The sequence below is a fragment of the Streptomyces sp. NBC_01304 genome (assembly GCF_035975855.1).
In the GTDB taxonomy this organism is placed as follows: domain Bacteria; phylum Actinomycetota; class Actinomycetes; order Streptomycetales; family Streptomycetaceae; genus Streptomyces.
This window is the reverse complement of record NZ_CP109055.1, coordinates 5,468,521-5,492,963: the sequence shown is the minus strand read 5'-3', so window position 1 is coordinate 5,492,963 and position 24,443 is coordinate 5,468,521. Positions and strand designations below refer to the sequence as shown.

23 protein-coding genes are annotated in these 24,443 nt (G+C 69.9%); 15 read left to right on the top strand and 8 right to left on the bottom strand.

What is annotated here, in order from left to right; all coding sequences use genetic code 11:
• Window positions 1-29 precede the first annotated feature (29 nt).
• Both OG430_RS24310 and OG430_RS24305 read right to left on the bottom strand, forming a co-directional pair.
• Window positions 30-2,297 carry an MMPL family transporter gene (locus OG430_RS24310; protein ID WP_327354702.1) on the bottom strand — a complete coding sequence of 756 codons (2,268 nt, stop codon included), beginning with the start codon at window positions 2,295-2,297 and terminating at the stop codon, window positions 30-32.
• 204 nt (window positions 2,298-2,501) lie between these two features.
• Window positions 2,502-3,023, bottom strand: coding sequence for a MarR family winged helix-turn-helix transcriptional regulator (locus OG430_RS24305; RefSeq protein WP_327354701.1), 522 nt, complete (start codon window positions 3,021-3,023; stop codon window positions 2,502-2,504).
• Between the two features lie 161 nt (window positions 3,024-3,184).
• Here OG430_RS24305 and OG430_RS24300 point away from each other — a divergent pair, with 161 nt between their 5' ends.
• Window positions 3,185-3,802 carry an SgcJ/EcaC family oxidoreductase gene (locus tag OG430_RS24300; protein ID WP_327354700.1) on the top strand — a complete coding sequence of 206 codons (618 nt, stop codon included), beginning with the start codon at window positions 3,185-3,187 and terminating at the stop codon, window positions 3,800-3,802.
• Window positions 3,799-4,599, top strand: coding sequence for an SDR family NAD(P)-dependent oxidoreductase (locus OG430_RS24295; RefSeq protein ID WP_327354699.1), 801 nt, complete (start codon window positions 3,799-3,801; stop codon window positions 4,597-4,599). The genes OG430_RS24300 and OG430_RS24295 overlap by 4 nt, the downstream gene beginning before the upstream one ends.
• A gap of 48 nt (window positions 4,600-4,647) precedes the next feature.
• On the opposite strand, the gene OG430_RS24290 is transcribed toward OG430_RS24295, so the two are convergent.
• Window positions 4,648-5,592: an alpha/beta fold hydrolase gene (locus OG430_RS24290; protein ID WP_327354698.1), complete on the bottom strand. Its 945-nt coding sequence runs from the start codon at window positions 5,590-5,592 to the stop codon at window positions 4,648-4,650.
• A 62-nt stretch (window positions 5,593-5,654) separates the two neighbouring features.
• Here OG430_RS24290 and OG430_RS24285 point away from each other — a divergent pair, with 62 nt between their 5' ends.
• A complete protein-coding gene (locus OG430_RS24285) occupies window positions 5,655-6,269 on the top strand; it encodes a helix-turn-helix domain-containing protein (protein ID WP_327354697.1) in 615 nt (204 codons plus the stop codon).
• 1,353 nt (window positions 6,270-7,622) lie between these two features.
• The gene (locus OG430_RS24280) at window positions 7,623-8,633 is read left to right on the top strand and encodes a quinone oxidoreductase family protein (RefSeq protein WP_327354696.1); all 1,011 of its coding nucleotides are present in this window, start codon (window positions 7,623-7,625) and stop codon (window positions 8,631-8,633) included.
• 72 nt (window positions 8,634-8,705) lie between these two features.
• Here OG430_RS24280 and OG430_RS24275 read toward each other — a convergent pair whose 3' ends face one another.
• Window positions 8,706-8,981 (bottom strand): DUF397 domain-containing protein, encoded by a 276-nt coding sequence (locus tag OG430_RS24275; protein ID WP_327354695.1) that lies wholly within the window; start codon window positions 8,979-8,981, stop codon window positions 8,706-8,708.
• Window positions 8,941-9,789, bottom strand: coding sequence for a helix-turn-helix domain-containing protein (locus OG430_RS24270; protein WP_327354694.1), 849 nt, complete (start codon window positions 9,787-9,789; stop codon window positions 8,941-8,943). Before OG430_RS24270 ends, OG430_RS24275 begins: the two co-directional genes overlap by 41 nt.
• A gap of 85 nt (window positions 9,790-9,874) precedes the next feature.
• On the opposite strand from OG430_RS24270, the gene OG430_RS24265 reads away from it, so the two are divergent.
• Window positions 9,875-10,312 (top strand): ATP-binding protein, encoded by a 438-nt coding sequence (locus OG430_RS24265; RefSeq protein ID WP_327354693.1) that lies wholly within the window; start codon window positions 9,875-9,877, stop codon window positions 10,310-10,312.
• Here OG430_RS24265 and OG430_RS24260 read toward each other — a convergent pair.
• Window positions 10,309-11,664 (bottom strand): MFS transporter, encoded by a 1,356-nt coding sequence (locus OG430_RS24260; protein ID WP_327359204.1) that lies wholly within the window; start codon window positions 11,662-11,664, stop codon window positions 10,309-10,311. The genes OG430_RS24265 and OG430_RS24260 overlap by 4 nt on opposite strands.
• A gap of 265 nt (window positions 11,665-11,929) precedes the next feature.
• Between OG430_RS24260 and OG430_RS24255 the strand changes: the two genes are divergently transcribed.
• The 9 genes from OG430_RS24255 (at window position 11,930) to OG430_RS24215 (ending at window position 22,563) form a co-directional block, all read left to right on the top strand.
• A complete protein-coding gene (locus tag OG430_RS24255) occupies window positions 11,930-12,415 on the top strand; it encodes a MarR family winged helix-turn-helix transcriptional regulator (RefSeq protein ID WP_327354692.1) in 486 nt (161 codons plus the stop codon).
• 231 nt (window positions 12,416-12,646) lie between these two features.
• Window positions 12,647-14,497 carry an APC family permease gene (locus OG430_RS24250; protein ID WP_327354691.1) on the top strand — a complete coding sequence of 617 codons (1,851 nt, stop codon included), beginning with the start codon at window positions 12,647-12,649 and terminating at the stop codon, window positions 14,495-14,497.
• 51 nt (window positions 14,498-14,548) lie between these two features.
• Window positions 14,549-14,701, top strand: coding sequence for a hypothetical protein (locus OG430_RS24245; RefSeq protein WP_327354690.1), 153 nt, complete (start codon window positions 14,549-14,551; stop codon window positions 14,699-14,701).
• Complete coding sequence (kdpF, locus tag OG430_RS24240; RefSeq protein WP_327354689.1) at window positions 14,698-14,787, top strand: K(+)-transporting ATPase subunit F; 90 nt, start codon at window positions 14,698-14,700, stop codon at window positions 14,785-14,787. The genes OG430_RS24245 and kdpF overlap by 4 nt, the downstream gene beginning before the upstream one ends.
• An 8-nt stretch (window positions 14,788-14,795) precedes the next feature.
• A complete protein-coding gene (gene kdpA, locus OG430_RS24235; protein ID WP_327354688.1) occupies window positions 14,796-16,484 on the top strand; it encodes a potassium-transporting ATPase subunit KdpA in 1,689 nt (562 codons plus the stop codon).
• The gene (gene kdpB, locus OG430_RS24230) at window positions 16,481-18,586 is read left to right on the top strand and encodes a potassium-transporting ATPase subunit KdpB (RefSeq protein WP_327354687.1); all 2,106 of its coding nucleotides are present in this window, start codon (window positions 16,481-16,483) and stop codon (window positions 18,584-18,586) included. The genes kdpA and kdpB overlap by 4 nt, the downstream gene beginning before the upstream one ends.
• A gap of 9 nt (window positions 18,587-18,595) precedes the next feature.
• Window positions 18,596-19,267 (top strand): potassium-transporting ATPase subunit C, encoded by a 672-nt coding sequence (locus OG430_RS24225; RefSeq protein ID WP_327354686.1) that lies wholly within the window; start codon window positions 18,596-18,598, stop codon window positions 19,265-19,267.
• Between the two features lie 88 nt (window positions 19,268-19,355).
• Window positions 19,356-20,042 carry a response regulator transcription factor gene (locus OG430_RS24220; RefSeq protein ID WP_327354685.1) on the top strand — a complete coding sequence of 229 codons (687 nt, stop codon included), beginning with the start codon at window positions 19,356-19,358 and terminating at the stop codon, window positions 20,040-20,042.
• Window positions 20,043-20,055: 13 nt separating this feature from the next.
• On the top strand, window positions 20,056-22,563 hold the full coding sequence (locus OG430_RS24215) for a sensor histidine kinase KdpD (protein WP_327354684.1): 2,508 nt from the start codon (window positions 20,056-20,058) through the stop codon (window positions 22,561-22,563).
• A 60-nt stretch (window positions 22,564-22,623) separates the two neighbouring features.
• Here the strand turns inward: OG430_RS24215 and OG430_RS24210 are convergent, their stop codons facing one another.
• Together OG430_RS24210 and OG430_RS24205 are read right to left on the bottom strand one after the other, a co-directional pair.
• Window positions 22,624-23,457 (bottom strand): DUF4097 family beta strand repeat-containing protein, encoded by an 834-nt coding sequence (locus OG430_RS24210; RefSeq protein WP_327354683.1) that lies wholly within the window; start codon window positions 23,455-23,457, stop codon window positions 22,624-22,626.
• A gap of 114 nt (window positions 23,458-23,571) precedes the next feature.
• Complete coding sequence (locus tag OG430_RS24205) at window positions 23,572-24,108, bottom strand: hypothetical protein (RefSeq protein WP_327354682.1); 537 nt, start codon at window positions 24,106-24,108, stop codon at window positions 23,572-23,574.
• Window positions 24,109-24,268: 160 nt separating this feature from the next.
• Here OG430_RS24205 and OG430_RS24200 point away from each other — a divergent pair, with 160 nt between their 5' ends.
• Window positions 24,269-24,439 carry a hypothetical protein gene (locus OG430_RS24200; RefSeq protein ID WP_327354681.1) on the top strand — a complete coding sequence of 57 codons (171 nt, stop codon included), beginning with the start codon at window positions 24,269-24,271 and terminating at the stop codon, window positions 24,437-24,439.
• The last annotated feature ends 4 nt before the right edge of the window (window positions 24,440-24,443 follow it).

Genomic DNA, 24,443 nt, shown 5'->3' with positions numbered 1-24,443 from the left:
GCGCCATCGTGGTGCCATTCGGGAACTACTCAGCCGACGAGGGTGCTCTCCCGGCGCGGTGCCCGCGGAGCGGAGGTCGCGGCGGCGTCGAGCTTCTCGCCCTCGACGTCCACCCTCGGCAGGATCCGGTCCAGCCACTTCGGCAGCCACCAGGCGGTCTTGCCGAGCAGGGCGAAGAGCGCGGGCACGATCGCCATGCGGACGACGAAGGCGTCGAAGAGGACGGCGATCGCGAGGGCGAAGCCGATCATCTTGATGAAGTCGTTGTCCTCCACGATGAAGCCGGAGAAGACGCTCATCATGATGACCGCGGCCGCGGCGACGACCCGGCCGCCGTGCCGGAAGCCGTCCACGACCGCATCGGCGGGGCGTGCCCCGTGGGCGTACGACTCGCGCATCCGGCTGACCAGGAAGACCTCGTAGTCCATCGCGAGGCCGAAGACGATTCCGATCATGAAGATCGGCATCGTGCTCATGATCGGGCCGGTCTGCTCGATGCCGAGGACGTCCGCGAGCCAGCCCCACTGGAAGACCGCCACGACGGCGCCGAGTGCGGCGGTCACCGAGAGCAGGAATCCGAGGGCGGCCTTCAGCGGGACCAGGATCGAGCGGAAGACCACCATCAGGAGCAGGAAGGCGAGGCCCACGACCAGGCCCAGGTAGGGCAGGAGCGCGTCGTCGAGGGTCTTCGAGAAGTCGATGAACATGGCCGTCTGGCCGGTCACGAGGATCGTGGACGCGGTGGTCCGCTCCAACTCACCTGCGGCACCGCGGAGTTCGCGTACCAGCTCCTCGGTCTTCTTCTCGGTCGGGCCGGTCTTGGGGATGACGTTGACGATCGCGGTGTCGTTCGCCTTGTTGGCGCCGGCCGGGGAGACCGAGACCACGCCGTCCGCGTCGCGCAGGGCGTCGCCGACCTTGTTGCCCGCCGCCTCGGCGTCGTCCGCCTGCACGGTGACCATCAGCGGTCCGTTGAACCCGGGCCCGAAGGACTCCGAGAGCATGTCGTACGCCTTGCGCTGCGTGGTCTTCGTCGACATCGAGCCCTCGCCGGGCAGGCCGAGTTCGAGGCTCGCGGCCGGTACGGCGATGGCGCCGAGGCCGACCACGCCGACGAGCAGCACGGCCACGGGGTGGCGAAGCACGTAACGCGCCCAGCGGGAGCCGAGGTTGGGCCGGTCCTGCCCGCCCTTCTTCGCGAGCCTGGCGGCGCGCTTGGCGGCCACGCCCTGCTTCTTCTCCGACAGGGGCTTGATGGCGTACTGCAGGCGGGTCTTGCGGGCCATCACCTTGACCGGGGCGAAGCCGAGCAGGGCGGGGATCAGGGTGATCGCGACGAGCACGGCGACCGCGACGGTGCCGGCCGCGGCGAGGCCCATCTTGGTGAGCATCGGGACGTTGACGACGGCCAGTCCGGCGAGGGCGACGATGACGGTCAGCCCGGCGAAGACGACGGCCGAACCCGCGGTGCCGACGGCGCGTCCCGCGGCCTCCTCGGGGGTGCGCCCCTCGATCCGCTCGGCGCGGAAGCGGGACACGATGAACAGCGCGTAGTCGATGCCGACCGCGAGGCCGATCATCATCGCGAGCGTCGAGGTGGTGGCGGAAAGGTCGAAGGTGGAGGCGAGGGCGGTGATGCCGGAGATGCCGACCCCGACCCCGATCAGCGCGGTGAGCAGCGGCATGCCCGCCGCGAGCATCGAGCCGAAGGTCAGGACGAGCACGACCGCGGAGATCAGGATGCCGATCTGCTCGCCGGTGCCGCCCATCGCCTGGTCGATCTTGACGGCGTCACCGCCGGCCTCGACGGTCAGGCCCGTCTTCTCGGCCTTCTTGATGGCCGCTTCCTGCGCGTCGTGCGCCTTGTCGCTGACCTCCATCGCGGAGACCTTGTACGTCACCACCGTGTAGGCGGTCGTGCCGTCCTTGCTGATGCTGACCTCGGGGGTCCTGTACGGGTCGGCGGCGCTCACGACTTGCGGGGAGGACGTGCCCAACTCCCCGACCAGCTTGCCGACTTCGGCCTTCTGCTCGGGGTCGGTGATCTTCTTGCCCTCGGGGGCCCGGACGACGACCCGGGCGCTGGCGCCGTCGGCGCTCGCGTCCGGGAACTTCTCCGTCAGCAGGTCGAAGGCCTCCTGCGACTCGGTGCCCGGCATCGAGAACGTGTCGGCGGGTGGTGCGGGCGCGGAGGAGGCGGCGAAGCCGACGCCGCCGAATATCAGCAGCCAGAGGAGCACCATCACCCCCCTTCGCCGAAAGGCGAGGCGGCCGAGCTTGGAAAGGAACGTAGCCATGGTGGGGCTCCCGGTTGGTTCGGTTCGGTCGACTGCGTGACTGCGTGATTGCGGATCGGCGCCTGGGCAGCACTGTCGTTCTCGATGGGCAGGAGACTGCCGGGCGCGGCTGACAGCGCGCTGACAGAAAACGATCAGCCCCTGACAGGCCCGGCGTGGGGCCGGCTGTCAGGGGCTGGGATTGGGGGTGAGGGTTGCCCGGATTCAGCGGGGCTTCGCCTTGCCGCCCTCGCGGTCCTTGCCGTCCTTGCCGTCCTTCTTGCGCCCGTGCGTGGCCTCGCGGATCTCGTTCGTCGCCTCGCGGAACGCCGGGGCCGCGCGGGTGAAGTAGGCGAAGAGCACGTCCTGTTGCTCCGGGGTGAACTCGGCGAGGACCGCGCCGATCCGCCGCCGGGCCGGGCCCACCGCCCCCTCGACCTCCGCGAGCGCGCCGGGTACGGCCTCGACCACGACCTTGCGCCGGTCGGCCGGGTCGGCGGCGCGGCGTACGTATCCGGCGCGCTCCAGCCGGTCGATCAGCCGGGTCGTCGCGCCCGTCGTGAGCCCTGTCCCGGCCGCGAGTTCGCCCGAGGTGAGCCCGCCCTCCAGGGTGATGCGGCTGAGCGCGTACCACTCCGACGCCTGGAGGCCGGCCGCCTCCGCGCCCGCCATGGCGTGCAGCCCCACGGCATCGACGTAGTCCCGGAAGACCGCACGCCGGTCGTCCTGCTCTGCCATCTCCGCCATCGCGACACCTTTCCCCTTGCCTAATATCTGCACGTGTGCAGATAATGCATGCGTGCAGTTGTTGCGCCAGTCTAATCAACGCGGCGGCTGCAGTCATCCACCGTGCTCGCCCGGCCGGCCGACTGTCCGGCCGACTGACTGACTGACTGAGAGGTACTGCCATGAACGCCATGACCGCCAAGACCAAGAAGATCGTCAAGCGCTCCGCCCTGATCGCGGCCGCCGTCCTCGCCCTCGGGGCCGGCGGCGGGTACCTCTACCTCGACCAGACCTCCGACGTGAAGCGCACCGGCACGGATGCCTGCGCCAAGGTGATCCCGGCGGGCGCCGACCGGGCCGACGGCCAGGCCGTCTGCGCCACCCTCGATGCGCTCATCGACGCCTGGGGTGAGGGCGACGCGGACGCGTACGGCCGTCAGTTCACCGAGGACGCCACGTACACCACGTACGTCGGCAGCCACTACGAGGGCCGGGACGACATCACGCAGGGCCACCAGGCGCTGTTCAAGGAGTTCGTCAAGGACACGCAGCTCGCGGCGAGTTACCTCAACCTGCGCTTCCTCGGGAAGGACGCCGCCGTCGTCACCACGCGCGGCGACGACTACACCGGCGACAAGCCCAGCGCGACGGACCTGACCAAGGTCCAGACGTACACCCTGGTCCGCGACACGGACGGCGCCTGGCGCGTCGCGGCCTTCCAGAACACCCAGCGGGCGAACGTGATGGAGCGCTTCTCCTTCCTCTACGCCCCCGAGACGGCCCCGAAGGCGGAGAAGTGAGCACCGAACCCGAACCCCACCGCCGCGCGCTGATCACGGGCGCCTCCGAGGGCCTGGGCCGAGCCTTCGCGCTGGCCCTGGCGGCCGAGGGCCATACGGTCACAGCCGTCGCCCGCACCGAGCACCGACTGCTGGCCCTCATGGCCGAACTTGCCGAACTGGCCGAACTGTCCGAACTCGGCCCGGGGGACCACGACTTCATCGTGGCGGACCTGGCCACGCCCGAGGGGATCGGCACGGTCGCGGACGCCCTGACGGACGCGAAGGGCACTAAGGGCGCCCCCTACGACCTCCTGGTCAACAACGCGGGCCTCGCCCACGCCGGCCCCTTCACCGACACCCCCGTGGACCGGGCCGGCCCGATGATCCGCCTGAACTGCGAGGCGGTCGTCACCCTCTCCCACGCCTTCCTCGCCGCCGCGCGCCCCGGAGCGGCCCTGGTCAACGTCGCCTCCACTCTCGCCTTCACGCCCAAGCCCGGGCAGGCCGTCTACAGCGCGACCAAGGCCTTCGTCGCGTCCTTCTCGGAAGCGCTCTGGTACGAGCAGAAGCCGCGCGGAGTCCAAGTACTGGCCCTCTGCCCGGGCCCGACGGCCACACGCCCCGGCCTGCACGACGACGTCCCGTCCGCGCTGGTCATGGAACCCGGGGCCGTCGTCACTTCCGCCCTGAAGGCCCTACGCCGACACCGCCGGCCCACGGTCGTCCCCGGGCGCGCCAACGCCTTCATGGCCAGGGTCATCCGCGCACTCCCGCGAGGCAGGGCGCTGTCGCTGCTCGCGGACGACGCGTTCTGATACGCGTTCTGATGCGCGCCCTGATAGGCCTCCTGATGCGCGCCATCGTCAACTGGCGCGCGAGAGCAGGTCGTTGACGGCCTGAGTCACCGCGTCCGGCCGCTCCTCGTGCAGCCACCCGTGCCCCGCGTCACCGAGAACCCGCTGCTCGCCGTACGGAGACTCGGCTGCCAACTCGGCGTGCAGCGTGCGCTTGAGCTCGTTGATCTCGTGCAGAAGTTCCGCGGGCCACAAGTGGGCCTGGGTCGCGTCGTGGCCCATCGCCGTGAGCACGATCAGGGGTACGTCCGGGGTGGCGGGGGCGTCGCGGAGTTCGTCGGCGACCTTGTCGTACAGGTTCTGGTTCTCCCGCCCGGCGGTTCGCCAGGTGTCGAGGTGCCGCTCGGCCAGCGGCCCACGGACCGCCTCCGGCCAAGGGGCGAAGTGCTGGACGAGCTGGGCTCGGGCCTGTTCGAGCTGTTCCGCCGTGAACTCGACCGACTCCGACTCCGACTCTGACTCTGACTCCGACTCCGACTCCTGACTCCCCATCTGCTCCATCATCGCGTCGAGCCTCTCCCGCGCCTGCCGGGGCGCCCGGACCGCCAGGTCCTCATGGAAGGGGTCGAGCAGCAGCAGCCCGGCCACCTCGTGCGGGAATCGCCTCGCGTAGTGGCGCGCGTAGGCGCCGCCCAGGGAGTGGCCGATCAGCAGGTACGGTCCGGGAACGTCGGCGTCGTGCAGCAACTGGCGCAGTTCGTCGGTGACTTCACCTGCCGTGCGGGGGAGTTGGGCGGGGTAGCTCCAGCCGTTGCCGCCACGGTCGTAGAGGACGCTCGTGGTCGACTCGGCGACACGGCGGTGGATGTTCAGGTAGTCCAGGCTCATCATGCCCACCCCTGCCAGGAACACCGCGGTGGGGCCGCCGGTGCCGGAGCGGTGCAGCATCAGGTGGCGGCCGGCACCGATGTCGTGCAGCCGCCCGAGGGGAGGTGTGGTCGTCGTGCCGGTCATGCGCCGCTCCCGCCTTACGGTCTCAAGTTTGAGAACGGTATCACTCATGAGATCGTTCAGGCATGGACACGGTCGACCTGCTTCTGCATCCCGTACGGCTGCGCATCGTGCACGCGATGTCCGGCGAACGGACGCTGACCACCTCGCAGTTGTGCGCGCTGCTGCCCGACGTGTCGAAGGCGACGGTGTACCGCCACGTCGGCCTGCTCGCCGATGGGGGCCTGCTCGAAGTCGAGGGCGAGCAGCGCGTGCGGGGTGCGGTCGAGCGCCGCTACCGGCTGCGGCGGGAGCGCGCCGTGATCGACGCGGATGCCGCCGCGTCCGTCTCGGTCGAGGGGCACCGGCAGGTGTTCGCCGTGGCGATGGCGACGCTGCTGGCCGAGTTCAACGCCTACCTCGACCGGCCCGACGCCGACCCTGCCGCCGACCTGGTGGGGTACCGGCAGCATGCGATGTGGCTCAGCCCGGATGAACTGGGCGAGCTGATCGGCGAGTTGCGGGACGTGCTGGTACGCCGGATCGGCCAGGAGCCCTCGCCGGAGCGGACGCGGTACCTGATCAGCCCGATCCTGTTTCCGGCGGAGGGGGCGGCTGGGGTTGGGGCTGGGGCTGGGGTTGGGTCTGGGGCTGGGGCTGGGGCTGGCTGTGCGGTGGGGGCGGAGGGTGGGGAGGGGTAGGGGCAACTGCTCAACTGCTCAACTGCCTGATTGCGTGGCTGGTGGGGGTGGGTGGTTGCGCGGACCTCCGTCTGTTTCGTTGCTGGCTGCGGGTGCTCTCTTGGCTGGCTTTCCCCAATTGCTGTCAGTACGGGGCCCAGGGAGGTGGCTGCCGGTGATGGAAGAGGTGGGGGCAGGGCAAAGACAAAGACCGCAGCGAGAGAAGGGGACGGAGGGGGGAGGGGGCTGGAGGGGAGGTGCGGGCCCGGCGGGGGAGGTGCGGGCCCGGGGCTGGGGGTGCGGGCTAGGCGGGGGGAGGTGCGGGCCCGGCACGGGAAGTGCGGGTCCGGTGGGGGGAGGTGCGGGCTCGGGACGGGGAAGTGCGGGCCCGGCGGGGGGAGGTGCGGGCTCGGGACGGGGAAGTGCGGGCCCGGGACGGGGAAGTGCAGGCCCGGGGCGGGGAGTGCGCGCTCGGGTGGGGGAGGCGCGAGCCCGGGGCCGGGACGCTGGGGCTAGCAGTGCGGAAAGTGGCGTCGAGGTGCCCGGTTTGCCCGTTAGGCGAGCTCCTTTCCCGTCACGAGGCGGCGGAGGGCGGCGCCTGAAGGCTTAGTGGGGGAAATGGGGCGCAAGAGCGTCCCTTTTGTGCTGGTTCTGTTGCCCCTTTTCCCCCACTAGGCCCCCAACCCGCCCTCCGAGCCCTCGCCCGCTCCCTTCCCTCGCCCGCTCTCCCTTCCCTCGCCCGCTCTCCGAGCCCGCGCCCGCTCTCCGAGCCCGCGCCTTTCCCTCGCCCAGCCTCCGAGCCCGCGCCCGCTCTCCGAGCCCGCGCCTTTCCCTCGCCCAGCCTCCGAGCCCGCGCCCGCTCTCCGAGCCCGAGCCCGAGCCCGCGCCCTTCCCTCGCCCACCCTCCGAGCCCCAGCCCACCCCCTCCATCCCCTCCCCTCGCTGCGGTCTTTGTCTTTCGTCTTTGCTCTTCCCCCGCCTCTTCCATCACCGGCAACTTCCCCCCTGGGCCCCGTACTGACATCAGTTGGGGAAAGCCAGCCAAAAGAGCACCCGCAGCCAGTGACGAAACAGACGGAGGTCCGCGCAACCACCCACCCCCACCAGCCACGCAATCAGGCAGTTGATCAGTTTCGCCGGCTAGATGTATTGCCTCGTTAGGTTGGGGACGCGGCTTGCGGGTGGTTTGCCTGCGAGTGCGGTGGACCCTTGACGGCCTCGGCCTCGGCCTCGGCCTCGGCCTCGGTCTCCTGTCCCGGACCCGGTGCAAAGCAGGCGTCTCAGCTCTCGGTGGGGGCGGCGGGCTGGTCTGCTTTCCGGGAATCGGATCGCCATCAACGGGGTTGGTGGGGGATGAGCCGTTATTGGAGGGTCATGCGAGCGATTCAGGTGTACGAAGTGGGCGGTCCCGAGGTGCTGCAGGAGGCCGAGGTGGACCAGCCGCGGCCGGGTCCGGGCGAGGCGGTCGTGGAGGTCGCCGCATCCGGGGTCAACTTCCTCGACGTCTACCACCGCGAAGGCCGGTACAGCCTCCCGCTGCCCTTCACCCCGGGCGCCGAGGGCGCCGGCACGGTCGTCGAAGTGGGACCCGGCGTCGCTGACGTCGCAGTCGGGGACCGGGTCGGTTGGGTGGAGATTCCCGGCACGTATGCCGAGCGGGCCGTCGTGGACTCCTCCCGGCTGGTGCCGCTGCCCGACGACATCGGCTTCGAGACAGCCGCCGCCGTGCTCCTCCAAGGCATGACCGCGCACTATCTCGTCAAGGACGCCTACCCGGTTCAGGGGGGCGACACGGTGCTCGTGCATGCGGCTGCCGGCGGCATGGGGCTGCTTTTGACCCAGCTCATCACCCATCTCGGCGGCAGGGTGATCGGCACGACGTCGACCACGGCCAAGGCCGAGCTGGCGAAGCGTGCCGGGGCCGCTGAGGTGATCCTTTCCTCCGCAGTCGACGATCTCGCAACCGAGGTGAGGCGGCTCAACGGCGGTCAGGGACTGCCGGTTGTCTTCGACGGCGTCGGCGCGCACACCTTCGATGCGAGCCTCGCCAGCCTGCGAACCCGCGGCCATCTCGTGCTCTTCGGCGCGGCAAGTGGTGCCGTGCCGCCGTTTGATCCGATTCGGCTCGCCCATGGCGGTTCGCTGACCCTGATCCGGCCCAGCCTCGGGGACTTCATCGCCGATCGGTCCGAACTGCTCCGACGGGCCGCCGATGTGTTCGAGTGGGTGCGCTCCAAGGCGCTTGAGGTCACCGTGACGGGCCGCTACGCATTGTCCGAGGCCGCCCAGGCCCACAGCGATCTGGAGGCTCGGCGTACCACCGGCAAGCTGCTCCTCGTACCCGATGCGGCCGCTATTGGACGCCACGAGGAGACGCAGAGCTGATCGCGGGTGACGAGGTCGGGGATCTTGGAGACTGAGATGTCGGCCCGTCCACAACCTCCCGGGACAGAACAGCTAGAGCTCCCCCTGCACAGCGGCCTCGACGAAGCGGGCGAAGGCTTCGGGGCTGACGGTGAAGGCGGGGCCTTGGGGGTTCTTGGAGTCGCGGACGGCGACGTGGGGGTTGAGGTGAGCGATCTCGACGCACTCGCCGCCGGTGTCTCCGCTGTACGAGGACTTACGCCATGCGGCGCCGTCCAGGGGGGCGCACTCGATGCAGTCGCCGCCGGTGTCGCTGCTGTACGAGGACTTACGCCACAGCGCGGCCGTCAGGTCCAGCTGCCTGTCCATAACGCTCCTCCGATACGCGGGCGATCAGTGCCGCCGATTTCTCTACGGAGAGCGCGGCAGCCTGCAAATGATCGTAACGGAGCGAACCCTCCCTGAGAGCTTGCGGGTTGGCGGTCATGTGGCCCTGGACGAAGTCCTCGGTGTAGACGAGGTCCGGGTCGCCATCGAAGCGCAAGAGATTGAACGTGCCCGGCAGTCCCGCATGCTCACCCACCTCAAACGGCAGAACCTGCAACCGCACCCACTCCCGCTGCCGCGTACCCAACAGATGGGCGAGTTGGTTTCGCATGACCTCCGGGCCGCCGATCTCCTGGTGCAGCACCGCCTCGCTCAGTACGACCCAGATCAGCGGCGGTTCCTCGCGCTCCAGGATCCGCTGGCGCTCCAGTCGCGCGGCGACCTTGGTGTCGAGGTCGTCCTCGCCGCGTACGCCGAGTACGGCCCGTGCGTACGCCTCGGTCTGCAGCAGGCCGTACACCAACTGGGCCTGGTAGGTGGAGATGTACGCGGCCTTCGCTTCCAGCTCCGCGTACGCCTGGAACCACGTCGGCAACTGGCTGCGCAGCACAAGGCCCACGAGCCGCGTGAAGTGCCCGTCCGAGCCGAGTGCGGCGTCGAGCCGCTCCGAGAGCTCGCGGGTGGGGACCTTGTGGGCCGTCTCGATCTGGCCGATCAGTGAGCCGGAGCAGAAGACGACGGAGCCCAGCTCCCCTTGTCTGAGGTCCGCGTCCTCGCGCAGGCGGCGCAGTTCCGAGCCGTAGTAGTCCAGCGGCGAAGCGCCGGGATCCAGATCGCGGATGTTGGCCATGGTGACAGCCACCCCCAAGCTCACGCCTCGCGGCGTCCGGTTCAAGCCGTAGCCCAGCGTAATCACCCCACTCCACCCTGGTGACATGAATCACCCAACTCCCGCCCAGGCCCCGCCCCTTGACCCCTCGTACCGCATGAGCCTCACCGTCGGTGCGCACTCCGCCCGGCACCTGCGCCAGATCCTCCGTCTGCTCCTGCACGCCTGGCGCATGCCGGAACTCACGGACGGCGCCGGGCTCGCGCTCACCGAGCTGGCCTCGAACGTCATAAGGCATGTCCCGGGCAGGCGCTGCACGATCCTGATCGCCCGCCGCCCCGAGGGGATCCGGGTCGAGGTCGACGACAAGAGCCCCCGTCTGCCGCGTACGGCAGACGAGGGCTCCGAACTGACCGAGAACAACCGGGGGTTGCTCCTCATCGAGGGTGTAACTGACCGCTGGGGCGTCGCCCGGAACCCCGACCCCGCTGCCCGACCGGGCAAAACCGTCTGGTTCGAGTGCGACGCCCTCAGCGAGGACTAGCGGCGCGGCGCCCGAAGGACCGTGAAGGCCACCGCGAAGGCCGCGACGATCAGGCCCGCCCCGACCCCGAAGGCCAGGTGGAATCCGCCGGTCAGGGCTTCGGAGGCGGAGCGGCCCGCCTCGGTCAGGGACTCCGTGCGGGAGGCGGCAAGGGTGGAGAGGACCGCGACGCCGACGGCCATGCCGATCTGCTGGGTCGTGTTGAAGAGGCCGGAGGCCAGACCCGCGTCCTCGGACTTCGCGCCGGACATGCCCAGCGAGGTCAGGGCGGGCAGCGCCAGGCCGAAGCCGGCGGCGAGGAGCATCACGGGGAGCAGGTCGGTGAAGTAGTTGACCTGGGCGGCCTGGTCGGGCAGTCGGGTCAGGAGGCCGAGTACGCCGACGAGGAGGACAAGGCCGGCCAGCAGCACGTTGCGCTCGCCGAAGCGGGCGTTGAGGCGGGCCGAGACGCCCAGGGAGACCGCGCCGATGACGACCGCGGCCGGCAGCATCGCGAGGCCGGTCTTGGCGGCGCCGTAGCCGAGGACGTTCTGCAGGTAGAGCGCGACGAGGACCTGGAAGGAGAAGAGGGCGGCGATCATCAGCATCTGGACGACGTTCGCGCCGGTCACGCTGCGGGAGCGGAAGATCCGGAGCGGCATCAGGGGGTTGGCCGTCTTGGCCTGGCGGACGACGAAGCCGGCGAGCAGGGCGAGTGCGAGAGAGCCGAGGCCGAGCGTGTGGGCCGAAGTGGCGCCGTACTCCTCGATCTTGACCACCGTGTAGATGCCGAGCGTCAGGCCGGAGGTGACGAGCAGCGCGCCGAGCGCGTCCGCGCCGGCCTTCAGGCCGAGGCCGCGGTCGCCGGGCAGGGCGGGGAGGGCGACGAGCAGGGCCGCGATGCCGATCGGGAGGTTGATGAAGAAGATCCAGTTCCAGGTGAGCGCCTCGGTGAGTACGCCGCCGAGGACCTGCCCGATCGAGGCGCCGGCCGCGCCGGTGAAGCTGAATATCGCGATGGCCTTGGCCCGTTCGCGGGGTTCGGTGAAGAGCGTGATCAGGATGCCGAGACTGACGGCGGCGGCCATCGCACTGCCGACGCCCTGGAGGAAGCGGGCGGCGATCAGGACCGCGGGCGATGCGGCGACTCCGGCGAGGAGTGAGGCGCCGGTGAACACCCCCGTCCCTGCCAGGAACATCCGTTTGCGGCCGATGAGATCGCCGAGGCGCCCGGCCAGCAGGAGCAGCGAACCGAAGGCGATGAGGTAGGCGTTGACGACCCAGCTCAGTCCGGTCGGGGTGAATCCGAGGTCGTCCTGGATGGCCGGCATGGCGACGGTGACGATGCTGCCGTCGAGGACCGTCATCAGCATCCCGGTGGCGAGGACGCCGAGGGCGAGCCAGCGGGAGCGGGTGGGGGCCGGGGCGGATTCGGCTTCGGTGCTGAGGGGGGCGGACTCGGCATCGGTGCTGAGGGGGGCTGCGGCGGTGGCGGTGGCAGACATTCGCTTCTCCAGTCGGGCGGGCCTGGTGAACGGCCGTTGCGGGCGGGCCGGTCGGGGCAACAAGAGAGACCGTAGCAGATAGTTCCGTTGCAGACTATCTTTCACGGATCGGAGTTCGGTTACGCTGGCAGACATGACAGCCATGGCACCCCGACGCACCGAACCGGACCTGTCCTTCCTCCTGGACCACACCAGCCACGTGTTGCGGACCCAGATGAGTGCGCGGCTCGGCGAGATCGGGCTGACCCCGCGCATGCACTGCGTCCTCGTGCACGCCCTGGAGGAGGAGCGCACCCAGGCGCAGCTCGCCGAGATCGGGGACATGGACAAGACCACGATGGTGGTGACCGTCGACGCCCTGGAGAAGGCGGGCCTCGCCGAGCGCAGGCCGTCGAGCACCGACCGGCGGGCCCGGATCATCGCGGTGACCGAGGACGGGGCGAAGGTCGCCAAGAAGAGCCAGAAGATCGTCGACCACGTCCACCAGAGCGCCCTCGACGCCCTGCCCGACGACGAGCGCGTGGTGCTGCTGCGGGCGCTGAACCGGCTGGTCGCGGGCCATCTGGAGACAGCGGAAGAGGGGCCGCGGGCGGCACGGCGGGTGCGTCAGAAGGGCTGACGGGGCGGGCCGGTGGCCCCGGTCGTGTCAGACCCGGGTTGCGTCCCAGGTTGCGTCCCGAGTCGCGTCCCGGGTTGCGTCCAGAGTCGCGTCAAGGCCCCGTGAAGAGCGGCCCGTTCGGCGCGAAGAACGCGCAAGGAACGTACGCGCGGAGGCAGGCGGCGACCGGCAGGGACGGAACCTGAGCGGACCTGGCGACCTGCCGCCCCTGCCCCGGAGGAGCACGCGTACATGTCCGTCCTGACCACCCGCGCCGCCGCCCCGCTCACCGCCGAGCAACCCCCCGATACCGGCGAACGCCACCGCCTCACCGCCGTCACCGGCCTCGCCGCGCTCTCCCTCGACGCCATGGCCTCCGTCGCCTACGGCCCCGAGGCGATCGTGCTCGTCCTCGCCGCAGCCGGCGGGTACGGGCTCGGCTTCACCCTCCCCGTCACCCTCGCCATCGCCGCCCTGCTCGCGGTCCTCGTCGCCTCCTACCGGCAGGTGATCGCCGCCTTCCCGGACGGCGGCGGCTCCTACGCCGTGGCCAGGACGTACCTCGGCAGGCGCACCGGCCTGGTCGCCGCGGCCTCGCTCGTCCTGGACTACGTACTGAACGTCGCGGTGGCCGTCACCGCCGGAGTCGCCGCGCTGACCTCGGCCTTTCCCGAGCTGTACGGGGACCGCCTGGTCATCTGCCTGGGCGTCCTCGTCCTCGTCACGGCCGTGAATCTGCGCGGCATCGTCGAGTCGGCGAAGGCCTTCATCGTGCCGACGGCCGTCTTCGTCGTCGCGATCCTCACGCTGATAGTCGTCGGCCTCTTCCGGGACGGCCCGGTCTCGACGGCCGCCGCCGAGGGCCACGCCTCCGTACTCGGCGACAACGCCACCACCGTCGGCGCCCTGCTTCTGCTGAAGGCCTTCGCCTCCGGCTGCTCCGCGCTCACCGGTGTCGAGGCCATCGCCAACGCCGTCCCCAACTTCCGTACGCCGCGCGCCAAACGGGCCCAGCACGCGGAGGTCGCGCTCGGCGCGATCCTCGGGGTGATGCTGATCGGCCTCGCGGTGCTGATCTCCCGCTTCGGCCTGCAGCCGGTCGAGGGCGTGACCGTCCTCGCGCAGCTCGCGGACGCCTCGCTCGGGCACAACTGGGCTTTCTACGTCATCCAGTTCGCCACGATGATCCTGCTCGCCCTGTCCGCGAACACGTCCTTCGGCGGCCTCCCGGTCCTGCTGAAACTGCTCGCCCGCGACAACTACCTGCCGCACGTCTTCGCCCTCAAGGCCGACCGCCAGGTCCACCGGCACGGCGTCCTCGCCCTCGCCGCCGTCTCCGCCGCCCTGCTCCTCTTCTCCGGCGGCGACACCAACACCCTCGTGCCGCTCTTCGCGATCGGCGTCTTCGTCGGCTTCACCCTCGCCCAGACCGGGATGGTGCTCCACTGGCGCCGTGAGCGCGGCCCGAGGTGGCTCGGCAAGGCGCTGCTCAACGGCCTCGGGGCGCTCCTCACCGGGGTCAGCGCCGTCGTCGTCACCGCCACCAAGTTTCACGACGGGGCCTGGCTGATCGTGGTCGCCCTGCCCGTCCTGGTCGCGGCCTTCGAGGCCGTGCAGCGGGCGTACGCGCGGCTCGGTGAGCGGCTCGGCATCGGCCGGGTGCCCGAAGTCCCGCACCGGGAGCGGTCGTTGGTGATCGTGCCCGTGTCGGGCCTGTCCAAGCTGACCTGCGAGGCCCTGAACGCGGCCGTCTCGCTCGGCGACGAGGTGCGGGCCGTCACCGTCAGCCACCTGGAGGCCGAGGACCGCGCGGCGGCCGCCGCCCTGCGCCGCGACTGGGAGCTGTGGAATCCGGGCGTCGACCTCGTCGAGCTGAAGTCCGCGCACCGCACGGTGGGGCGTCCGGTGGCCGCGTACGTACGGAAGATCCACGACTACCACCCGGGCACCCGCGTCACCGTCCTGATCCCCGAGGTCGAGCCGGCCCGGCTGTGGCAGCGGATGCTGCAGAACCAGCGCGGCGCGGTCGTCGCGCACGCGGTGCGGCGGGACACGGACGCGGTGATCTGCCGGCTGCGCTTCCGGCTGCCGGGGTCCCGTTAGAGATCCGTCAAGGCCGGGTCCGTCCGCGTATGGGAGGTGTCAACGCGTGCTGTGGGCGGCGAAACACGGGTTCTCCTCAAGAAGTCCGTTCAGTTCCCGCATCTCATTCAGGAGCTCGCGATGGCCGATGTGGCCTTCGTAGTCACCACGATCGCGGTATTCGCGCTGGTGGCTCTCATCGCCAAGGGGGTGGCAAAGCTGTGAGTGCCGAAAACATCGTCGGTCTCGTCGTGGCCGTCGCCCTCCTCGGTTACCTGGTCCTCGCCCTCGTCAAGCCGGAGAGGTTCTGAGCCCGGATATGAGTCCCGTACTTGCCGGTGTGCTCCAGCTGCTCGCCCTGATGGCGGCGCTGGCCCTCGCATACCGACCGCTTGGCGACTACATGGCCAAGGTCTACGAGTCGAAGAAGCACCTGCGCTTCGAGAAGTGGATCTACAAGGCCATCGGCGCCAACCCCGACGCCGAGATGCGCTGGCCCGCCTATCTGCGCGGCGTCCTCGTCTTCTCGCTGGCGAGCGTCCTGTTCCTCTACGGACTGATGCGGCTCCAGCCGCACCTGCCCGGCTCGCTCGGCTTCAAGGCGATCGACCCGGACCAGGCGTTCAACACCGCCGCGTCCTTCGTCTCCAACACCAACTGGCAGTCGTACGCGGGTGAGCAGGCCATGGGCCACCTCGTGCAGACCGGCGGCCTCGCGGTGCAGAACTTCGTCTCGGCGGCCGTGGGGATCGCCGTGGCGGTCGCGCTCGTACGCGGTTTCGCCCGGTCCCGCACCGGTGAGCTCGGCAACTTCTGGGCCGACCTGGTGCGCGGCACCGTACGCATCCTGCTGCCGCTGTCGGTCATCGGCGCGGTGGTCCTGGTCGCCTGTGGCGCCATCCAGAACTTCTCCGGCATCCACGAGGTCGGCCAGTTCGTGGGCGGCCACCAGCAGTGGAACGGCGGCGCGGTCGCCTCGCAGGAGGTCATCAAGGAGCTGGGCACCAACGGCGGCGGCTACTTCAACGCCAACAGCGCCCACCCCTTGGAGAACCCGAACGCCTTCTCCAACCTCTTCGAGATCTTCCTGATCCTGCTGATCCCGTTCGCGATCACGCGGACCTTCGGCCGGATGGTCGGCAACCTCAAGCAGGGTTACGCGATCCTCGCCACGATGGTCACCATCTGGATCGGCTTCACGGCCCTCATGATGTGGACCGAATTCGCCCACCACGGCCCGGCGTTCGACCTCGCGGGCGGCGCGATGGAGGGCAAGGAGACCCGCTTCGGCATCGGCGCGTCCGCGATCTTCTCGGTCGCCACCACGCTGACCTCGACCGGCGCGGTCAACTCCTTCCACTCCTCCAACACCGGTCTCGGCGGCGGCCTCAACATGCTGGGCATGCAGCTCGGCGAGATCGCGCCCGGCGGTGTGGGCTCCGGCCTCTACGGCATGCTGATCATGGCGATCATCGCGGTGTTCATCGCCGGACTGATGGTGGGCCGTACGCCCGAGTACCTGGGCAAGAAGATCGGCACCCGCGAGATCAAGTTCGCCGCCTGCTACATCCTGATCACGCCGGTCCTGGTGCTCGGCTTCACCGCGGCCGCGGTCGCCCTGAAGCAGCCCCCGGAGTCGATCACCAACACGGCGGCGAACGCGGTCGGCGGTTCGCACGCCCACGGCTTCTCCGAGATCCTGTACGCCTACACCTCGGGCGCCAACAACAACGGCTCGGCCTTCGCCGGCCTGAACGCCGACACCCCCTGGTACAACACCACGATCGGCCTCGCGATGCTGCTCGGCCGCTTCCTGCCGATGGTGTTCGTGCTGGCCCTGGCCGGCTCGCTCGCCGAGCAGAAGCCGGTGCCGGCCACCGCGGGGACGCTGCGTACGGAAAAGCCCCTGTTCACCGGCCTGTTGGTCGGCACGATCCTGATCGTCACCGGTCTGACCTACTTCCCGGCCCTGGCGCTGGGTCCGCTCGCCGAAGGGCTCGCGTCATGAGCACCATCACTCCCTCCCGGGCACCGCACAGCGACGTGCCCGGCGGTAACTCCCCCTCCAAGGGCAAGGTCGGCGGCGGGATCTTCGACCCCAAGGCCCTGGTCAAGTCGCTGCCGGACGCGCTGCGCAAGCTCGATCCGCGGGTGATGGTCAAGTCCCCGGTGATGTTCGTGGTGTTGATCGGGTCCGTGCTGACCACGGTCTTCGCCGTCAAGGACCCGGGCGACTGGTTCGGCTGGGCGATCACCGCCTGGCTGTGGCTGACCGTCGTCTTCGCGAACCTCGCGGAGGCCGTGGCGGAGGGCCGGGGCAAGGCGCAGGCGGACACCCTGCGCAAGGCCAAGACCGACACCGTCGCCCGGCGGCTGTCCAAGGACGGCACGAGCGAGGAGCAGGTCCCCGGCACCGCACTCACCATCGGGGACCGGGTGGTGTGCGAGGCGGGCGACATCATCCCCGGCGACGGTGATGTCGTCGAGGGGGTCGCTTCCGTCGACGAGTCCGCGATCACCGGTGAATCGGCGCCGGTCATCCGGGAGTCCGGCGGTGACCGCTCGGCCGTCACCGGTGGCACGAAGGTCCTCTCCGACCGCATCGTCATCAAGATCACGACGAAGCCGGGCGAGACCTTCATCGACCGCATGATCAACCTGGTCGAGGGCGCCGCCCGGCAGAAGACGCCCAACGAGATCGCGCTCAACATCCTGCTCGCCTCGCTGACGATCGTCTTCCTGCTCGCCGTGGTCACCCTGCAGCCGTTCGCGACGTTCGCGGGCGAGGGGCAGTCGATGATCGTGCTCGTCGCTCTGCTGGTCTGCCTGATCCCGACGACGATCGGGGCACTGCTCTCGGCGATCGGCATCGCGGGCATGGACCGGCTCGTGCAGCGCAACGTACTGGCCATGTCCGGAAGGGCAGTTGAGGCGGCAGGCGACGTATCGACCCTCCTCCTCGACAAGACCGGAACCATCACGCTCGGCAACCGTCAGGCTTCGGAGTTCGTGCCGGTACGGGGGACGACGGAGGCCGAGGTCGCCGATGCGGCCCAGCTGTCCTCGCTGGCCGACGAGACGCCGGAGGGCCGCTCGATCGTCGTTCTGGCGAAGGAGAAGTACGGCCTGCGCGAGCGCCACCAGGGTGAGTTGACGCACGCGACCTGGATCGAGTTCACGGCCCAGACCCGCATGTCGGGCGTGGACGTGGACGGGCGCATGGTCCGCAAGGGCGCGACCGGCTCGGTCGTCGCCTGGGTCAAGGAGCGTGGCGGCTCCGTCTCCGAGGAGGCGCAGACGCTCACCGACAAGATCTCCCAGGCGGGCGGTACGCCGCTGCTCGTGGCGGTCGACGACACCGACGGGGCCCGCGTCCTGGGCGTCATCCACCTCAAGGACGTGGTGAAGGACGGGATGCGGGAGCGGTTCGACGAACTGCGCCGCATGGGCATCAAGACCGTGATGATCACGGGTGACAACCCGCTGACGGCGAAGGCGATCGCCGAGGAGGCGGGCGTCGACGACTTTCTCGCGGAGGCCACTCCCGAGGACAAGATGGCCCTGATCAAGCGCGAGCAGGCCGGCGGCAAGCTGGTCGCGATGACGGGCGACGGCACCAACGACGCGCCCGCCCTCGCGCAGGCCGACGTGGGCGTCGCCATGAACACCGGTACTTCCGCAGCCAAGGAAGCCGGGAACATGGTCGACCTCGACTCCAACCCGACCAAGCTCATCGAGATCGTCGAGATCGGCAAGCAACTCCTCATCACACGGGGCGCGTTGACGACCTTCTCCATCGCCAACGACGTCGCCAAGTACTTCGCGATCATCCCGGCGCTCTTCGCGGGCCTGTACCCGGGCCTAGACAAGCTCGACATCATGAGCCTGCACAGCTCGCAGACCGCGATCCTGTCGGCCGTCGTCTTCAACGCGCTGATCATCATCGCCCTGGTCCCGCTGGCCCTGAAGGGCGTCCAGTACCGGCCGGTGAGCGCGGACAAGCTGCTGCGCCGCAACCTCGGGATCTACGGCCTCGGCGGTCTGGTCGCGCCGTTCATCGGCATCAAGCTCATCGACATGCTCATCTCGCTCATTCCCGGGATCCGGTAGAGGCGCATCATGAACAACTCCGTAGGAAACACCGCCCGGTTGATGGGAGCGGGTCTCCGTGCCCTGCTCGTCCTGACCGTCCTGTGCGGCGTCATCTATCCGCTCGCCGTGACCGGGATCGCGCAGGCCGCCTTCGGCAACAAGGCCAACGGGTCCGAGGTCAAGGACGCACAGGGCAAGGTCGTCGGCTCCGAGCTCATCGGCCAGACGTACAACCTGCCGCTGAAGAAGGGCGAGGAGACCCCGGCCGCGGACCTCAAGTGGTTCCAGCCGCGGCCTTCCAACGGGCTCGGCGCCAACGCGGTGAACACGCAGTACAAGCTCCTCCTCTCCGGTGCCACCAACAAGGCCGGGAACAACACCGAGTTGATCAAGGCGATCGACGACGCCAAGAAGGCCGTCATCAAGGACAACTCGGTGAACGGCTACACGGTCAAGCCCTCCGAGGTCCCGGCCGAGGCCGTCACGTCCTCCGGATCGGGTCTCGACCCGGACATCTCACCTACGTACGCACGGATCCAGGTGCACCGGATCGCGGAGAAGAACGGCCTCTCCGTCGCGCAGGTCGAGAAGCTCGTCAAGGAGCACACCGACGGCCGGATCCTGGGCTTCATGGGGGAGCCCACGGTGAACGTCCTGAAGCTCAACATCGCGCTGAAGCAGCTGACCGGGAAGGGCTGATGACACACCGGTTACGCGGGTGCGGGTGGTGCGGGGATGACGTGGATGCGGGTGGTGGCGGGATGACGCGGGTGCGGGCGGTGGAGAGATGACACGGGTACTCGTCGTCGAGGACGACCCGCAGCTCGTGCGGGCCCTCGTGATCAACATGCAGGTGCGGAAGTACGGGGTGGACGCCGCACCGGACGGGGCCACGGCCCTCAGGATCGCCGCCGCCCGCCAACCCGACGTCGTGGTGCTGGACTTGGGCCTGCCCGACATGGACGGCGTCGACGTCATCAAGGGTCTGCGCGGCTGGACCCGGGTGCCGATCCTGGTGCTCTCCGCGCGGCGCGCGTCCGAGGAGAAGGTCGAGGCCCTGGACGCGGGTGCGGATGACTACATCACCAAGCCGTTCAGCATGGACGAGCTCCTCGCCAGACTGCGCGCGGCGGTCCGCCGTACGGACGACGGGCCGCCCGCGCGGATCGGCGCGACGCTGGTGACCACGGACGAGTTCACCGTCGACCTCGTCGCCAAGAAGGCCAGGCGGGCCGGCCGGGACATCCGGCTCACGCCGACCGAGTGGCACCTGTTGGAAATCCTGATCTGCAACCCGGGCCGCCTCATCAGCCAGAAACGCCTGCTGCAGGAGGTCTGGGGCACCAGCCACGGCAACCGTACGAACTATCTCCGGGTCTACATGGCCCAGTTGAGACGCAAGCTCGAAGCCGACCCCTCCCATCCCCGGTACCTGATCACGGAGCCGGGCATGGGGTACCGCTTCGAGCAGTAGGGGCACTTTCATCATGGGACGCGGCAAGCTCCGCATCTACCTGGGCGCGGCACCGGGCGTCGGCAAGACGTACGCGATGCTCGCCGAGGGCCACCGGAGGGTCGAGCGCGGCACGGACTGCGTGGTCGCCTTCCTGGAGCACCACGACCGGCCGCGCACCGAGGTGATGCTGCACGGCCTGGAGGTGATCGGACGCAAGGAACTCACTTACCGGGGCGGCGAGTTCACCGAGATGGACGTGGACGCGGTCCTCGCCCGCCGCCCCGCCGTGGCCCTCGTCGACGAGCTGCCGCACACCAACGTCCCCGGCTCCCGCAACGCCAAGCGCTGGCAGGACATCGAGGAGCTGCTGGCGGCCGGCATCGACGTCATATCGACGGTCAACATCCAGCACCTGGAGTCCCTGGCCGACGTCGTCGAGTCGATCACGGGCGTACGCCAGCAGGAGACGGTCCCCGACGAAATCGTCCGCCGGGCCGACCAGATCGAACTGGTCGACATGTCCCCGCAGGCACTGCGCCGACGCATGGCGCACGGCAACATCTACAAGGCCGACAAGGTCGACGCGGCCCTGTCCAACTACTTCCGCCCCGGAAACCTCACGGCACTGCGGGAGTTGGCGTTGCTGTGGACGGCGGACCGGGTCGACGAGTACCTCAAGGAGTACCGCTCCGAGCACCGCGTCTCCAAGATCTGGGGCTCCCGCGAACGCATCGTCGTCGGCCTCACCGGCGGACCCGAGGGCCGTACGCTGATCCGCCGCGCGGCCCGCCTCGCCGAAAAGGGCGCGGGCGGTGAGGTGTTGGCCGTGTACATCGCCCGCAGCGACGGCCTGACCTCCGCATCGCCGAAGGAACTCGCCCTCCAGCGCACCCTCGTGGAGGACCTGGGCGGCACCTTCCACCACGTCATAGGCGACGACGTACCGTCCGCGCTCCTCGAATTCGCCCGGGGGGTCAACGCCACCCAGATCGTCCTCGGCGTCTCCCGCCGCAAGCCGTGGCAGTACGTGTTCGGGCCGGGCGTCAGCGCGACCATCGCCCGTGACTCGGGGCCCGACCTCGACGTCCACCTGGTCACGCACGACGCGATGGGCCGGGGCCGGGGGCTGCCCGTGGCGCGCGGGGCGCGGCTCGGCAAGGCCCGGCTGCTGTGGGGCTGGCTGGTCGGCGTGGCGGGTCCGCCGGTGCTCACCTTCCTGCTGAGCAGCGTGCTCCCGGACCTCGGGCTCGCCAACGACATGCTGGTGTTCCTGTCGCTCACGGTGGGTGCGGCCCTGCTCGGCGGGCGGTGGCCGGCGCTGGCCTCGGCGGCCGTCGGGTCGATGCTCCTCAACTGGTACTTCACCCCACCCGTGCACACCCTCACCATCTCCGACCCGAAGAACATCGTGGCCATCGTGGTCTTCGTCGGTGTCGCGGTCTCGGTCGCCTCGGTGGTGGACCTGGCGGCTCGGCGCACCCAGCAGGCGGCGCGGCTGCGGGCCGAGTCGGAGATCCTGTCCTTCCTCGCGGGCAGCGTCCTGCGCGGCGAGACCACCCTGGACGCGCTGCTCGAACGGGTCCGGGAGACCTTCGCGATGGAGTCCGTGGCGCTCCTGGAGCGGGCGAGCGACGTCGACCCCTGGACCTGCACGGGACGCGTGGGCACCGGGGCGCCGCTGGACCGCCCCGAGGACGCCGACGTCGACATGCCGGCCGGCGACCACATGGCGCTCGCCCTGTCCGGCCGCGTCCTTCCGGCCGAGGACCGCCGGGTCCTGGCCGCGTTCGCCGCGCAGGCCGCGGTGGTCATCGACCGCCGGCGGCTGCAGGACGAGGCCCAGCAGGCGCGCGGCCTCGCGGAGGGCAACCGGATCCGCACGGCGCTGCTCGCGGCGGTCAGCCACGACCTGCGCACCCCGCTCGCCGGGATCAAGGCCTCGGTCACGTCGCTGCGCTCGGAGGACGTCGACTGGTCGCCCGAGGACCAGGCGGAGCTCCTGGAAGGCATCGAGGACGGCGCGGACCGCCTCGACCACCTGGTCGGCAACCTCCTCGACATGTCCCGCCTGCAGACCGGCACGGTCTCCCCGCTCATCCGCGAGATCGACCTCGACGAGGTGGTCCCGATGGCGCTCGGCGGCGTACCACTGGAGAGCGTCGAGCTGGACATCCCCGAGAACCTGCCCATGGTCACGGTCGACAAGGGCCTGCTGGAACGGGTCGTGGCGAACATCGTCGAGAACGCGGTCAAGTACAGCCCCGACGCCGAGCCGGTCCTGGTCGCGGCCAGCACCCTCGGCGAGCGGGTCGAGGTCCGGGTCGTGGACCGGGGCCCCGGTGTCCCCGACGACGCGAAGGACCGCATCTTCGAGCCCTTCCAGCGCTACGGCGACGCCCCGAGAGGCGCGGGCGTGGGCCTCGGCCTGGCGGTGGCCCGAGGCTTCACGGAGTCGATGGCGGGCACGCTGTGGGCGGAGGACACGCCGGGTGGCGGGTTGACGATGGTGCTGACCCTGCCGGTGAGCCCGAATCCCTAGTGCGTCTCCCTAGTGCGTCGGGCCCTCACTCCGGGCGAAGCCCCGCGACGCCCACCCCACTCAAGCCCTACGAATCACGATGTCACCGAAGCTCGTACGCCCCCGAACCTCAACCGTCTCCTCAGCCTCCGCAGGCCCCTCCGCAGCCCCGAGCTCATTGCGCACCCGCCCCGCCTTGGACCGCACATCGAGCCACGCCGCGGTGGAAGTGGGGATACCGACCTCGAGCCCACCCGCCGCGGTCTGCAAGGTCACGCGGCCACGCCGCACCTCATCGACCCGGATGGACCCGTTCGCGGACTTCGCGTCGACCGAGCCCCCGGCCCGCACCACGCTGATCGACCCGTTGGACGACTTCACCGTGAGATCCCCGTCGACCTCACCGAGCGCGGTCTCACCATTGAGGTTCTTGATGCTCGCGGTGCCGTCGATCCTGCCGATACGCACCCGCCCGCCGCCCTGCACCTCGGCATCGCCCGTGACCTGGTCCACGAGGACATCACCGAGCGGGGTCCTGAGCCACACGGACGCGGCCTCGTCGATCTGGATGTTGCCGGTGGCCGTCTTGAGCCTGACCGGCCCGAAGCGTCCCTCGCACAGGAAGTCCCCCAGCGCGCTGACGCCGTTGAGCTCGGAGCCCGCGGGCAGCTGGATGGATACCTCGACCAGCCCCTTCCTGCCGATGACGGAGCGCACCTTCGGGTCCATGACCGTCAGCTTGCCGCCGGAAAAGGTGACCTTGGTTTCCTCGGCGGCCTGTACGTCCTTCTTGCTGTCGGGGTTCATCGGGCGCACCTCGACCACCGTGTCGGTGCGCTTGCTGGCAACGATCTGAGCCGGCCCGACGATCTCGATCGTGGCGGAGACGGGTTCAGGAGTGTCGAAACTTGGCATGACAGTGCCGTCCTCTTGGCTGTGGGGTGAGTGAAGTGCTGGGTTCCGGCGGCGAGTTGCGGTACGGAGACGGATGGCGCCGCGATAGCGCCACGCCCCGCCCCGCTCGGCGCCCTAGCGCACCCACCCGGTGAAGCCCTGCCCCGCCCCGGACGTGAAGTTCGGGCGGGCGGGCCGGCCGCGGTCGGCCCCGGGTTCCAGGGCGGCGGTCACGGCGCGCACCAGCCAGGCGTTGACCGAGAGCCCTTCGCGGCTCGCGGCCTCCTCGACCCGGACCTTGAGCTGGGTGGGCGGGCGGAAGTTGATGCGCGAGGTGGTGCCGTCGTCGGCCTCGGCCGCACTCGGGGCCGGTGGTGCGACGGGCGCCGGGTGCGCGGGGGCGTCGTCCTCGTCGAAGGGGTCCGTGGTGGGCGGGGCCGTGACCACGAACTCGGGGTTGAGCCCGCGCAGCCGTACGTCGACCGAGCCGGGGGCCAGGTCACGGGTGACCTCGTCCATGGCGTCGGACAGCGCGTTAAGGAGCGTGAGCCGGGCGGTCGACTCGAGCTGGGAGGCGAGCCGGTCGGCCAGGGCGCGGGCTTCGTCCCCGCCTGCCTCGGCGGCGGCTCCGAGCTCGTGCCGGAGATTGTCAACGTAGGGAGTGAGGTCCATAACGCAATGATGGCACCACCATGGCGCCATTGCAAGTCATGTGGCGCCACAGTGGTGCTACGCCGGCTGCGGTCAGCCCTGCCCGGACGAACCGGACAGGGCTGGTTTCGGCCGAGAAGGCCTCTTGCTGATGTCGCGTCAGCTCCGGCATGCTCCGGCTATGCCGGACGAGGTGGGACCACACTGCTCGAAGTGCTGCCCTGTCGAGCCGCCCAAGCCCGAGAAGGGTCCCGAACTCTCTTCCGGGGCAGCCCTGTTCTTCCTGCTGGCCGCGCTCACGGTCGTCGCGGCGTGGGCCGGAGTGGTGTGGCTGATCTGGAAGGCCGGCTGAAGCA

Bases quoted from the DNA above. Each gene is read 5' to 3' on its own strand.
- OG430_RS24310 (WP_327354702.1), bottom strand. From the start codon at position 2,297: ATGGCTACGTTCCTTTCCAAGCTCGGCCGCCTCGCCTTTCGGCGAAGG.
- OG430_RS24305 (WP_327354701.1), bottom strand. From the start codon at position 3,023: ATGGCGGAGATGGCAGAGCAGGACGACCGGCGTGCGGTCTTCCGGGAC.
- OG430_RS24300 (WP_327354700.1), top strand. From the start codon at position 3,185: ATGAACGCCATGACCGCCAAGACCAAGAAGATCGTCAAGCGCTCCGCC.
- OG430_RS24290 (WP_327354698.1), bottom strand. From the start codon at position 5,592: ATGACCGGCACGACGACCACACCTCCCCTCGGGCGGCTGCACGACATC.
- OG430_RS24285 (WP_327354697.1), top strand. From the start codon at position 5,655: ATGGACACGGTCGACCTGCTTCTGCATCCCGTACGGCTGCGCATCGTG.
- OG430_RS24280 (WP_327354696.1), top strand. From the start codon at position 7,623: ATGCGAGCGATTCAGGTGTACGAAGTGGGCGGTCCCGAGGTGCTGCAG.
- OG430_RS24275 (WP_327354695.1), bottom strand. From the start codon at position 8,981: ATGGACAGGCAGCTGGACCTGACGGCCGCGCTGTGGCGTAAGTCCTCG.
- OG430_RS24270 (WP_327354694.1), bottom strand. From the start codon at position 9,789: ATGGCCAACATCCGCGATCTGGATCCCGGCGCTTCGCCGCTGGACTAC.
- OG430_RS24265 (WP_327354693.1), top strand. From the start codon at position 9,875: ATGAATCACCCAACTCCCGCCCAGGCCCCGCCCCTTGACCCCTCGTAC.
- OG430_RS24260 (WP_327359204.1), bottom strand. From the start codon at position 11,664: ATGCTGATGACGGTCCTCGACGGCAGCATCGTCACCGTCGCCATGCCG.
- OG430_RS24255 (WP_327354692.1), top strand. From the start codon at position 11,930: ATGACAGCCATGGCACCCCGACGCACCGAACCGGACCTGTCCTTCCTC.
- OG430_RS24250 (WP_327354691.1), top strand. From the start codon at position 12,647: ATGTCCGTCCTGACCACCCGCGCCGCCGCCCCGCTCACCGCCGAGCAA.
- kdpA (WP_327354688.1), top strand. From the start codon at position 14,796: ATGAGTCCCGTACTTGCCGGTGTGCTCCAGCTGCTCGCCCTGATGGCG.
- kdpB (WP_327354687.1), top strand. From the start codon at position 16,481: ATGAGCACCATCACTCCCTCCCGGGCACCGCACAGCGACGTGCCCGGC.
- OG430_RS24225 (WP_327354686.1), top strand. From the start codon at position 18,596: ATGAACAACTCCGTAGGAAACACCGCCCGGTTGATGGGAGCGGGTCTC.
- OG430_RS24220 (WP_327354685.1), top strand. From the start codon at position 19,356: ATGACACGGGTACTCGTCGTCGAGGACGACCCGCAGCTCGTGCGGGCC.
- OG430_RS24215 (WP_327354684.1), top strand. From the start codon at position 20,056: ATGGGACGCGGCAAGCTCCGCATCTACCTGGGCGCGGCACCGGGCGTC.
- OG430_RS24210 (WP_327354683.1), bottom strand. From the start codon at position 23,457: ATGCCAAGTTTCGACACTCCTGAACCCGTCTCCGCCACGATCGAGATC.
- OG430_RS24205 (WP_327354682.1), bottom strand. From the start codon at position 24,108: ATGGACCTCACTCCCTACGTTGACAATCTCCGGCACGAGCTCGGAGCC.
- OG430_RS24200 (WP_327354681.1), top strand. From the start codon at position 24,269: ATGCCGGACGAGGTGGGACCACACTGCTCGAAGTGCTGCCCTGTCGAG.